This is a genomic window from Phyllobacterium phragmitis, from assembly GCF_002980495.1.
GTDB lineage: Bacteria > Pseudomonadota > Alphaproteobacteria > Rhizobiales > Rhizobiaceae > Paramesorhizobium > Paramesorhizobium phragmitis.
The window spans coordinates 141,355-152,216 of record NZ_PVBR01000005.1 but is presented as its reverse complement, the minus strand read 5'-3'; the positions used below and the strand labels follow the sequence as shown (position 1 = coordinate 152,216).

Below are 10,862 nucleotides of genomic sequence, written 5' to 3'. Positions count from 1 at the left end.
TTCATCTGTTAAGAAACGGAACGGCAACAGAACGAATCGGCTACGAATCGCTGACTCGCATCGATTCCCGCTTTGTTCACGGCGATATGTGGTAGCAATGCCGTACTTCCTCACCACATGCTGAATCGATCGAGCGTACGAAACGCCAAATGAGAACATGACCGTTAACCTTTGCCATAAGGCATGCAAGCATGAATTGCCACCAGGCTCGATCTTTAAGAAAATCTCAATAATTCCTTACGGTTAGTTACCGGTGCGAACAGCGTTCAAGCGTCGTTGCATTAACGTTCCGATCAAACGCGGAACGAATCGGCGACGAATCGCTTCTTCGGCAGGTTTCCTGCTTTGTTCCAACCAGATATAGTGTCCTTGTCGATGATGTCTGCATAGGCGGGAGAAATTTCGGCATTCGATGCGACCCTCCCGTCGGCAGCATTAACCATTTGTGCCGTTTTGAAGCACAACGGTAATAGTTCGATTTCAAAATGTCCCAGATCAGCCGGCGACTTGGACAACATTCACACGATGTATTGTCCGCCATTGGCGGTGATGGTGGAGCCGGTGATGAAGCCGGAATCATCCGATGCGAGAAAGACGACGATCCGTGCGATCTCCTCCGGCTCACCCAGCCTTCCGACCGGGATCTGCGGCAGAACCCGCTCCTTCAGAACGGTTTCGTCCATGGCGCGCACCATCTCCGTGCCGGTATAGCCCGGACATATGACGTTGACGGTGATGCCCACCCGAGCCCCTTCCAAAGCCAGCGCCTTGGTAAAGCCGATATCGCCGGCCTTGGCGGCGGAATAATTGACCTGCCCCGCCTGGCCCTTCTGGCCATTAATCGAGGAGATGTTGATGACGCGGCCGAATTTGCGCTCGCGCATGCCGGGCCATAGCGGATGCGTCATATTGAAGACGCCGGAAAGATTGGTATCGACCACCTCCTTCCACTGCTCGACCGTCATTTTATGGAACATCGCATCGCGGGTGATGCCCGCATTGTTGACCAGAATCTCGACGGGGCCGAGATCGGCCTCGACCTTGGCGATGCCGGCGACGCAGGTCTCATAGTCGGAAACATCCCAGCGATAGATCGGAATGTCGTTGTCGGCGCTGAAGCGCGCCGCCACCTCGTCCCCGCCGCAATAGCTGGCTGCGACCCTATAACGGGCCTTCTTCAATGCGATGGCAATGGCGGCGCCGATACCGCGCGATCCGCCTGTAACCAGTGCGACTCTTCCCACATCCCCTCACTTTGTAATCTGCGCTCCGGCATATCGCTCATAGCCGGCTTCGGTCATTTTTCACAGACGCTCGACGCAAAGCGCAACGCCCATTCCGCCGCCGATGCACAATGTTGCAAGGCCCTTCCTGGCTTCCCGCCGCCTCAGTTCATAAAGCAGCGTGTTGAGGATGCGGGTACCGGATGCGCCGATCGGATGGCCGATGGCGATGGCGCCGCCATTGACGTTGACGATCGCCGGATCGAGACCGAGTTCCTTGTTGACCGCGCAGGCCTGCGCGGCGAAGGCTTCATTGGCCTCCACGAGATCGATATCCTGAACGTTCCAGCCGGCCTTATCCAGCGCCTTGCGCGATGCCGGGATCGGCCCGGTTCCCATGATCGAAGGATCGACCCCTGCCGTTGCCCAGGAAACGATGCGCGCCAGCGGCTCGATCCCGCGCCGTTCCGCTTCCGCCTCGCTCAACAGGACGACGGCGGCAGCACCGTCATTGATGCCCGACGCATTGCCCGCTGTTACCGTGCCCTCCTTGTCGAAAGCCGGCTTCAGCTTGGCCATTGCGTCCAGCGTCGCGCCATGGCGGATATATTCGTCTTCGGAAACGACGATATCGCCCTTTCGCGTCTTCACGGTGACAGGGACGATCTCGTCCTTGAAACGCCCGGCCTTCTGCGCCGCCTCCGCCTTGTTTTGTGAAGCGACGGCAAAACTGTCCTGCTCGTCGCGGCTGAGCTGCCATTGCCGGGCGATGTTTTCGGCGGTGATGCCCATGTGATAACCAAAGAAGGCATCCATCAGCCCATCCTTGATCATCGTATCGATCATCTTGAAATCGCCCATCTTCACGCCGCCCCGCAAATGCGCGCAATGCGGTGACATGGACATCGATTCCTGACCGCCGGCGACGATCACCTTCGCATCGCCCGTTGCGATCTGCTGCATGCCGATGGCGACCGCGCGCAGGCCGGAGCCGCAGACCTGATTGAGGCTCCAGGCAGGGGTCTCCTTGGCCAGACCCGCCGCCATCGCCGCCTGCCGGGCGGGGTTCTGCCCCTCGCCGGCGGTCAGCACCTGGCCCAGGACCACCTCATCGACCTCCACCGCCTCGATACCGGCGCGCGAAAGCGCCTCACGTATCGCTGTTGCGCCCAATTCGTGCGCGGGAACATTGGCGAACGCGCCATTGAACGATCCGACAGGCGTGCGGGCGGCACTGGCGATGACGATGCTGCCGTTCCCGGGCGTGCTGTTCATGGGATATTCTCCTCTGCCGGTATGGTCCGGTCTCTGGTCTCTTGGCGACAAGATGAAACGAGAAAAGCCGGCTTGGCAAGGGCACTGCACAATGAACTCGCCTTTGCCCGATGCCGCCCAGACTTTGCATTGCACAAAACGCTTTGAATTATGCGGATTTTGGGCCTATCCTTGGTGCCGGGAGATTATAACCAACAAAAAAGAAATTTGATCGGGAGGCGATCGTGGCATCAAAGTCGGACCATACCATTATCAAGAAATACGCCAATCGCCGGCTCTACAACACCGGGACGAGCACCTATGTGACGCTCGAGGATTTGGCCGAGATGGTCAAGAAGGGCGAGGAGTTCAGCGTCCAGGATGCCAAGACGGGCGAGGATATCACGCATGCCGTGTTGACGCAGATCATCTTTGAACTGGAGAACAAGGACGGCCAGAACATGCTGCCGATCCCGTTTCTACGCCAGTTGATCGCCTTTTACGGCGACCAGATGCAGATGATCGTACCGAGTTTTCTTGAACAATCGATGACGGCTTTCGTTCGCGAACAGGAGCGGATGCGCGAGCAGCTCACCGCGGCTTTCGGCAAATCCCCCGCCGAGCTCATGAGCATGAACCTGCCCGTCAAGCTGATCGAGGAGCAGGTGCGCCGCAATACCGAGATGTTCCAGCAGGCGATGAGCATGTTCACGCCGTTCCCGCTCGGCGGCGCGCCCGACAGCAAGGCTGCGGACACGCCCAGGAGCAACGAACCCGAAGCCGCAAAGCAGCAATCGAGCGATGATTTGCGCGAGTTGAAGGAACAGATTGCCGCAATGCAGCGCAAGATCGACGAGATCGCGAAGTAAGGCAGCACCCAGGCTTTGGGATTCATACCGTGGGAACAACAGTTTTTTCCTGAAATGCCCTGTTTTGCCGTGCATTCGCGTTTGCCTGCGTTAAAAAGGCGGCGGTAAAAATTTTTCAGGAGATTCCCATGGCGCGGCTGACACTCAACAAGGCGAACCAGATCATCAAGGGCGCATTTGCCAAAGCGGGCGAGATGGGGCTGAAGCCGCTTGCCATATCGGTCTTCGATGCGGGTGGAAATCTGAAAGCCTTCCAGCGGCAGGACGGAACCTCTATCCTGCGTTTCGAGATTGCCTCGGGCAAGGCTTTCGGCGCTCTCGCCGTCGGCACCGGCTCGCGCTGGCTCCACAATCAGGCGAAGGACCGCCCACATTTCCTCGAAGGTCTCTCAGGTGTTTCAGGCGGTCGCGTCGTGCCGGTTCCAGGCGGCGTCCTCATCAAGGATGCCAAGGGCGAGATATTGGGCGCGGCGGGGATTTCCGGCGATACTTCCGACAATGACGAGGCCGCCGCTGTCGCGGGCATCGAAACAGCGGGGTTCGTCGCCGACGCCGGCTGAACGGGGGCAACTCGAGGAATATGCGATGACGCAAACAAAAAGACCGGCCTTCGGGCCGGTCTTTTTGTATTCTCGATACTGAGCTACGTCGGAAGGCCTCAGCCTTCCTTCGACATCAGAACCTGACGGCCACGATACATGCCGGTCTTCAGGTCGATATGATGCGGACGGCGCAACTCGCCCGAGTTCTTGTCTTCGACATAGGTCGGCGCCTTCAGCGCATCGGCGGAACGCCGCATGCCGCGCTTCGACGGAGAAGTTTTACGTTTAGGTACAGCCATGGATTCTGCTCCACTGATCAGTCAACAAGGGTCCGGCCCGGCTCCGGTAGAGCCTGTCACGTCGGACAAAATTCCGGAAAGTCCGCGTGCCTATACACGCAACCAGGGTGTTTGACCAGCGTAATCGGTATTTTTTTTGGCAAGGTTCCGCCGGATCGCGCCGTTTTTATTGCAAGCAACCGACATAGGCCCCGGATCGCCGCGCCCGCGCTTCGACGACACGCGCCACGCGCTGCATTCCGCGTCCCGGCTTTGCCGGATTGCGCAGGATCGGATTGGGCAGCGTCACCGCGAGATAAGCCGCCTGCCGCGACGAAAGCTGCGAAGCCGAGCGCCCGAAATGATGCTGGGCGGCGGCTTCCACGCCATAGATCCCCGGACCCCATTCGGCGATGTTCAGGTAGATTTCCATGATACGCCATTTCGGCAATATCGCATCGGTAGCCACGGAAAGCGGCAGTTCGAGCGCCTTGCGGACGAATGAACGACCATTCCAGAGAAAAAGGTTCTTCACCGTCTGCATGGTGATCGTCGAAGCGCCGCGCATCCTTTCGCCGTCCACCGCGTCGGTGATCACCGCATTGATCTGGCGCCAGTCGATGCCCGAATGGCTGCAGAACTGGCCGTCCTCCGACACCATCACAGAATTGACCAGGGCGGGCGAAATCCGCTCGATGGGCATCCAGCGCCGATCATACCCGTTGAGCGTCACCACATCCTTCAGCATCAATGTCGAGACAGGATGGACGAAGGGGATCAGATAGACAAAAAGCAGAAGGATCGGCATCAAGGCGAGGATGACGATTATCCGTATCACTTTGCGGAGAAGCCGCGAGTGCATTGGATCAGCCAGATAGCCTCTGCCATTCCTGTTTCTGACCACAATTTTTGCCACGTGTTCTGCCCGCTTGCCAAACAGTCTTCGACATAAAGCATTCCTGGCGAAGATTGAACCCGTTGCTTTGGACAAGCTCGCATTATCCCGGCAGATCTCCCCTCATCCGGGCCGGAAACGGCGGAACTTATACGCTCATAATACAGTTCCGTGAAAAAGCTTCACGCGCAATCACCGACCTGTTGACCGGCGCACGCCTTTCGTCCATGCCCAATTCATGGCAACCGATGTTCTGCGCCCCGATTTCGAAACCGCTCTGGCGATACGCGCCCGTTCCGTGGAAGTGGCGCTGGAGAAGCTCCTCGACGATCGCGTGCGCAATGGCGAAATCGTCCGGCCGGAGCGTCTCATGGCGGCGATGCGCCATGGCGTTCTCAATGGCGGCAAGAGGCTCCGCCCCTTTCTGGTGATGGAAAGTTCAGCACTTTTCTCCGCCGACAAGGAGCCGGCGCTGCGCGTCGCAGCGGCACTGGAGTGCATCCACTGCTATTCGCTGGTGCATGACGATCTGCCGGCCATGGACAATGATGACCTCAGGCGCGGCCAACCCACCGTGCACAGGGCTTTCGACGAGGCGGCAGCCATTCTGGCAGGCGACAGCCTGCTCACCTACGCATTTGAAATCGTCGCCAGCGAAGAGACGGAGCTCCCGCCCTCGACGCGGGCAAAGCTCGTCGCCGCACTTGCCCGTGCTGCCGGGCATGGCGGCATGGCGGGCGGACAGATCCTCGACCTCGCCGCCGAAAGACGCAAGCCGGATGAAGCAGGCATCATCATCCTGCAGGCGATGAAAACCGGCGCGCTCATCCGTTTTGCCTGCGAGGCCGGCGCCATTATCGGCAATGCCACGCCGGAAGACCGCGAGCGTCTGGCCGAATATGGCGCGGCCATCGGCCTTGCATTCCAGCTTGCCGACGATCTCCTCGATGTGACGGCCGATGCGACGAGCATGGGCAAGGCGACGGGCAAGGATGCTGCCGCGGGCAAGGCGACGCTGGTTTCGCTGCATGGCGTGGCATGGACGAAGAAACAGTTGCACGGCCTCGTCGAGCAGGCCGAAACGCTGCTCGAACCCTTCGGTGCCGACGCAACGCTCCTGAAGCACGCAGCCCGCTTCATCGCCGACCGGCAGAGTTAGATAAGCTCCCATTTTGATGGCTTCCTCGGCCTTGAGCCATTCTGCATCGCTGCGGCCTATGGAGAGGACGAGGCAGGATTCCTGTGACAAGCACAGGCCCGGGCACAGGAATGCCTCAGCGGTGCCACTCCCGCTACGGTAAAAATATGATTACCCACCCGCTGCAGCAGATGAGATAAGCCCGCCGCTTCCGCCTGAAAGTGGATCAACCGGCCGACACCTGCTCCTTGCGATCGGCCCCGAAGCGGTTTTCGATATAATCGGCCACCATTTTCTGGAAATCCCGGGCAATGCCGGGCCCGCGCAAGGTCGTGACCTTCTTGCCGTCGATGAAAACAGGGGCCGATGGCGTTTCACCCGTCCCCGGCAGCGAGATGCCGATATCCGCGTGTTTCGATTCGCCCGGCCCGTTGACGATGCAGCCCATGACCGCGACCTGAAGCGCCTCGACGCCGGGATATTTCTCCCGCCAGACCGGCATATTGGCGCGCAGATCGTTCTGGATCGCCTGCGCCAGTTCCTGGAAGACAGTCGAGGTGGTGCGCCCGCAGCCCGGGCAGGCGGCGACAACAGGCACGAACTGCCGGAACCCCATGGTCTGAAGCAGTTCCTGCGACACCTGCACCTCGCGCGTGCGGTCGCCGCCCGGCTCCGGCGTCAGCGAAATGCGGATCGTGTCGCCGATCCCCTGTTGCAGCAGAATGCCCATCGCAGCCGATGACGCCACCACGCCCTTGGTGCCCATGCCGGCCTCCGTCAGGCCGAGATGCAACGCATGATCCGAACGCTTCGCCAGTTCCGTATAGACGGCGATCAGATCCTGCACCTGGCTGACCTTCGCCGAAAGGATGATCTTGGAGCGCGGCAGGCCGATTTCTTCCGCAAGCGTCGCCGAAATCAGCGCCGATTGCACGATCGCCTCGCGCATCACCTGCTGCGCCGTCAGCTTGAAGCCTTCTGCCTGGTTGCGGTCCATCAGCACCGTCAGCAGTTCCTGGTCGAGCGAACCCCAGTTGACGCCGATCCGCACCGGCTTGTCGTTGCGGATCGCCATCTCGACGATATCGGCGAACTGCTTGTCTCGTCTATCCTTGAAGCCGACATTGCCCGGGTTGATGCGGTATTTCGCCAAAGCCTCGGCGCAGGCCGGATGGTCTGCCAGCAGCTTGTGGCCGATATAATGGAAATCGCCGACCAGCGGCACGTCATGCCCCAGCCTGTCCAGCCGCTCGCGGATCTTCGGCACCGCCGCAGCCGATTCGTCGCGGTCGACGGTGATGCGCACGATCTCCGAGCCTGCGCGATGCAGCGCCGCCACCTGCGCCACCGTCGCATCCACATCGGCGGTGTCCGTATTGGTCATCGACTGCACGACCACGGGCGCGCCGCCGCCAACCATGACGCCGCCGACATCGACGCCTACCGATGAGCGGCGATCGAAGGGATGAGAGAAATAGCTAGGTGTCTCAGTTGCCATTTTGCTGCATTCGTCGATGGGGCATGTCTTGAGGTGGAGGAGACGAGGCGATCTGTCAACTCCCGGTCAATCATCATCCCTTCATGGCGATTTTATATTCGAGGTTTAGCATCTTGCCGAGAGGCTGTCGCCCTCGCATTATGCCCCTATCATGCCCCGTGCCAGGATTGCCTGGCGCACGTTGAAAATGTCGCGTCGAACCGGGCGCAAGGGAGGACGGCGAAGGAATGACCGCACGCAAGACCGCCATTATCACAGGCTCCAATTCCGGCATCGGCCTCGGCACCGCGCACGCGCTGGCTGCAAGCGGCCACGATATCGTGATCAATTCCTTCACCGACCGCGACGAGGATCATGCGCTTGCCGAGCTGATCGGCAAGGAACATAGCGTCAAGGCGATCTATCTCAAGGCCGACATGAGTAAGCCTGATGAATGCCGGGCTCTGGTCGCGAATACCGCTTCGACTTTCGGCGGCGTCGATATCCTCGTCAACAATGCCGGCATCCAGCATGTAGCAGCCGTCGAGGAATTTCCGACAGAGAAATGGGATGCGATCATCGCCATCAATCTCACCTCCGCCTTCCACACAGTTGCCGCGGCGATTCCCCTGATGAAAGCCGCCGGATGGGGCCGCATCGTCAATATCGCATCGGCCCATGGCCTGCGCGCCTCGCCGTTCAAATCAGCCTATGTGGCGGCCAAACATGGGATCGTCGGCTTCACCAAGACGGTGGCGCTGGAGCTTGCCGAAGAGAAGATCACCAGCAACGCCATCTGTCCGGGCTATGTCCTGACGCCGCTCGTCGAGACCCAGATCACCGACCAGATGAAGGCCCGCGACATGGACCGGGAGACCGTGATCCGCGAAATCATGCTGGACAAACAGCCGACCAAGCAGTTCGTCACCACCGAACAGATCGGCGCGCTCGCCGCATTCCTGTGCACCGACAATGCCGCGCAGATCAACGGCACGGCACTTTCGGTCGATGGCGGCTGGACGGCGGAATAATACGTCTCACGCATCCTGCGGGACAGCCTCTTCATGCGTGTTCGCATCGGCATAGCGTGCAAGGCCGGACAGTGCCAGCACGACAAGCAGAAGCAGGGGCAAGGCGGCGAATACAGCCGAAAAACCCGTATACTCGGCGATAAAGCCGATGCTGGACGGCGCAAAGAGAATGCCGGAATAGCCAAGCGTGGTGGCGATCGACAAGCCGACGCCGGGCGCCATGCCAGGCAGATTGCCGGCGATCGAGAAGGCAATCGGCACCATGTTGGAAATGCCGATCCCGCAGAGCGCGAAGCCGATGATGACCATGATCGGATCGGGCGCGAAGCTGGCGGCCAGCATGCCGATGATCGCCGTCACCGTGCATAATCTGAGCGTCAGGATGGCACCGAGCCTTTCGCGCACCAGATCGCCCGCGAAGCGCATGATCGCCATGGTCAGCGAAAAGGCGGCGAAGCCGAGCCCTGCGATACTCACGGGCGCATCCAGATCCTGCATGAGATAGAGCGCGCTCCAGTCGAGCACCGCGCCTTCGGGTATCATCGAGAACAGCGCCATCAACCCGACCAGCCAGGGAAGCGGATGCAAAGGCAGGCGGAAACGGGTCGGTGTACCGGCATGATGCACCGGGCGATCAGCATGAACCATCGGCCATGCGACGGCAAGGATTGCGACCGCCATCACCGTCGCAATGACCGCGTGCACCGTCGTGCCGAAATGACCGATGAGATACCCGCCGACGCCTGCGCCGATGAGCCCGCCCAGGCTCCAGAAGGCATGGCAGGACGACATGATGGCGCGGCGCATCTTTCGCTCGACCGCGACCGCATTGGCGTTCATGGCGACATCCATGCCGCCGACGAAGCCGCCGAAGAGAAAAAGCGCCACGGCAGCCGCCGGTATGCTCTGCGTGAAAGTCAGCGCAAGAATGGACGGCAGCAGCAGAACCGCGGTTATCTTGGAGACGCGCGCCCCACCGAGCCGGGCGATCTGCATTCCCGCCACCGGCATCATGACCAGTGACCCGATGCCGAAGACGAGGATCATCAGCCCGAGTTCACCCTTGCTCAAGTGAAGCCGTTCGGCGAATTCAGGTATTTTCGGCGCCCAGCTCCCCACGATGAAACCATTCATGAGGAAGAGCAGCCATATCGCCAACCTCTCCCTAGGCAAATAGCCGGACCGGCCCGTTTCCACTCGCGGCGTATCCACGCGCAACTCCATTGTCTTTCTCCGGCTTATATTTTGTCTGCTCTGATAATTTCGACGCCCAGCGCCACGATATCCCTGATGGCTTCCCCGTCCGCATCATGCTCGACGACGAGCCTTTCGCATTCGGCAATTCCAATCACGTCGTACGGCGCGGCGGTGCCGAGTTTCTTCACCGTCGCCGTCGTCATGACAGCACGACTGCGCCGGGCGATCATCCGCTTGAATTCGGCATCCTCCAGCTGAAATGCGGTGATCCCCGCCTCCGCATCCACACCGCAGGCGCCGAGGATGCACAGGTCAGGTCGCAGCAGCCCGGCATCGCTCGATGCCTTGCCGCCGACCGCTCCGCCCACGCGCCGGTCGACCATGCCGCCAATGAGGATGACATCGACACTTTCCATCAGGGCCGTGGCGATGCGCGGTGCATTGGTTGCGACCGTAACGCCGAAGGATGCCGAAATTTCCTCGGCAATCGCCAGATTTGTCGAAGACGCGTCGAGGAACACCAGCATCGCCGGCTCGATGGATCGCGCGGCGGCACGCGCCAGCGCCCGCTTGCGCTCCGGCTGGTCCGTCACCCGCTCCATGAAGGGCGCGGTGGGCGGTATCGGCGCAAGCGCTCCGCCATAGACCCGCTGGCAAAGCCCAGCCGCCGCCATTTCCCTCAAGTCGCGCCGGATCGTGTCTTCCGAAACCGAAAATTCGACCGCCAGGTCCCCCGCCAGCACCCTGCCCGATGCGGCGAGCTTTTCCCGGATGCGCGCCTGCCGCTCCTGAACGAGAAAATCGGATGTGGTCACGGAATCGTCCTCAATCATGCATAAACGTGCATCAACGTGCATGATTGTACATAGCGGCATAAAATATTGTTTGCAAGCGCCATTGTGCCCGGCTTTTCAGATGGGAGTGGATCTATAGAGCGGCCTTGTTTTGGTGGAATCGC

General features: G+C 60.3%; 12 protein-coding genes. 4 read left to right on the top strand and 8 right to left on the bottom strand.

The features are described 5' to 3' along the window. Nucleotides 1–293 precede the first annotated feature (293 nt). Genes C5748_RS27805 through C5748_RS08580 form a run of 3 tightly spaced genes read right to left on the bottom strand, consistent with a single transcriptional unit; the run spans nt 294 to nt 2,498 of the window. Nucleotides 294–518, bottom strand: a complete 225-nt coding sequence (locus C5748_RS27805; protein WP_146119493.1) for a hypothetical protein — start codon at nt 516–518, stop codon at nt 294–296. Next, nucleotides 519–1,244 carry an acetoacetyl-CoA reductase gene (gene phbB, locus C5748_RS08585; RefSeq protein WP_105741521.1) on the bottom strand — a complete coding sequence of 242 codons (726 nt, stop codon included), beginning with the start codon at nt 1,242–1,244 and terminating at the stop codon, nt 519–521. It abuts the gene before it with no gap. 60 nt (nt 1,245–1,304) lie between these two features. Further along, entirely contained in the window at nt 1,305–2,498 is a 1,194-nt protein-coding gene (locus C5748_RS08580) for an acetyl-CoA C-acetyltransferase (RefSeq protein ID WP_105741520.1), read from the bottom strand. Between the two features lie 224 nt (nt 2,499–2,722). Between C5748_RS08580 and phaR the strand changes: the two genes are divergently transcribed. Then, nucleotides 2,723–3,346 (top strand): polyhydroxyalkanoate synthesis repressor PhaR, encoded by a 624-nt coding sequence (phaR, locus tag C5748_RS08575; protein WP_105741519.1) that lies wholly within the window; start codon nt 2,723–2,725, stop codon nt 3,344–3,346. Between the two features lie 128 nt (nt 3,347–3,474). After that, on the top strand, nt 3,475–3,906 hold the full coding sequence (locus C5748_RS08570) for a GlcG/HbpS family heme-binding protein (protein WP_105741518.1): 432 nt from the start codon (nt 3,475–3,477) through the stop codon (nt 3,904–3,906). Between the two features lie 98 nt (nt 3,907–4,004). On the opposite strand, the gene rpmF is transcribed toward C5748_RS08570, so the two are convergent. Together rpmF and mtgA are read right to left on the bottom strand one after the other, a co-directional pair. After that, a complete protein-coding gene (gene rpmF / locus C5748_RS08565; RefSeq protein ID WP_105741517.1) occupies nt 4,005–4,187 on the bottom strand; it encodes a 50S ribosomal protein L32 in 183 nt (60 codons plus the stop codon). A 166-nt stretch (nt 4,188–4,353) separates the two neighbouring features. Further along, the gene (mtgA, locus tag C5748_RS08560) at nt 4,354–5,082 is read right to left on the bottom strand and encodes a monofunctional biosynthetic peptidoglycan transglycosylase (RefSeq protein ID WP_199194739.1); all 729 of its coding nucleotides are present in this window, start codon (nt 5,080–5,082) and stop codon (nt 4,354–4,356) included. A gap of 217 nt (nt 5,083–5,299) precedes the next feature. Between mtgA and C5748_RS08555 the strand changes: the two genes are divergently transcribed. Beyond that, entirely contained in the window at nt 5,300–6,220 is a 921-nt protein-coding gene (locus C5748_RS08555) for a polyprenyl synthetase family protein (RefSeq protein WP_105741515.1), read from the top strand. Between the two features lie 205 nt (nt 6,221–6,425). Here the strand turns inward: C5748_RS08555 and ispG are convergent, their stop codons facing one another. Next, on the bottom strand, nt 6,426–7,697 hold the full coding sequence (ispG, locus tag C5748_RS08550; protein WP_105741514.1) for a flavodoxin-dependent (E)-4-hydroxy-3-methylbut-2-enyl-diphosphate synthase: 1,272 nt from the start codon (nt 7,695–7,697) through the stop codon (nt 6,426–6,428). A 227-nt stretch (nt 7,698–7,924) separates the two neighbouring features. On the opposite strand from ispG, the gene C5748_RS08545 reads away from it, so the two are divergent. Further along, a complete protein-coding gene (locus tag C5748_RS08545) occupies nt 7,925–8,707 on the top strand; it encodes a 3-hydroxybutyrate dehydrogenase (RefSeq protein ID WP_105741513.1) in 783 nt (260 codons plus the stop codon). Nucleotides 8,708–8,713: 6 nt separating this feature from the next. Here C5748_RS08545 and C5748_RS08540 read toward each other — a convergent pair whose 3' ends face one another. Continuing rightward, on the bottom strand, nt 8,714–9,931 hold the full coding sequence (locus C5748_RS08540; RefSeq protein WP_105741512.1) for an MFS transporter: 1,218 nt from the start codon (nt 9,929–9,931) through the stop codon (nt 8,714–8,716). Between the two features lie 14 nt (nt 9,932–9,945). Next, complete coding sequence (locus C5748_RS08535; RefSeq protein WP_105741693.1) at nt 9,946–10,761, bottom strand: DeoR/GlpR family DNA-binding transcription regulator; 816 nt, start codon at nt 10,759–10,761, stop codon at nt 9,946–9,948. Between the last annotated feature and the right edge of the window lie 101 nt (nt 10,762–10,862).

Excerpts from the sequence above, each read along its gene's own strand:
- ispG (WP_105741514.1), bottom strand. The coding sequence starts at position 7,697 with ATGGCAACTGAGACACCTAGCTATTTCTCTCATCCCTTCGATCGCCGC.
- C5748_RS08570 (WP_105741518.1), top strand. The coding sequence starts at position 3,475 with ATGGCGCGGCTGACACTCAACAAGGCGAACCAGATCATCAAGGGCGCA.
- C5748_RS08580 (WP_105741520.1), bottom strand. The coding sequence starts at position 2,498 with ATGAACAGCACGCCCGGGAACGGCAGCATCGTCATCGCCAGTGCCGCC.
- C5748_RS08540 (WP_105741512.1), bottom strand. The coding sequence starts at position 9,931 with ATGGAGTTGCGCGTGGATACGCCGCGAGTGGAAACGGGCCGGTCCGGC.
- C5748_RS08545 (WP_105741513.1), top strand. The coding sequence starts at position 7,925 with ATGACCGCACGCAAGACCGCCATTATCACAGGCTCCAATTCCGGCATC.
- C5748_RS27805 (WP_146119493.1), bottom strand. The coding sequence starts at position 518 with ATGTTGTCCAAGTCGCCGGCTGATCTGGGACATTTTGAAATCGAACTA.
- rpmF (WP_105741517.1), bottom strand. The coding sequence starts at position 4,187 with ATGGCTGTACCTAAACGTAAAACTTCTCCGTCGAAGCGCGGCATGCGG.
- C5748_RS08555 (WP_105741515.1), top strand. The coding sequence starts at position 5,300 with ATGGCAACCGATGTTCTGCGCCCCGATTTCGAAACCGCTCTGGCGATA.
- C5748_RS08535 (WP_105741693.1), bottom strand. The coding sequence starts at position 10,761 with ATGCACGTTGATGCACGTTTATGCATGATTGAGGACGATTCCGTGACC.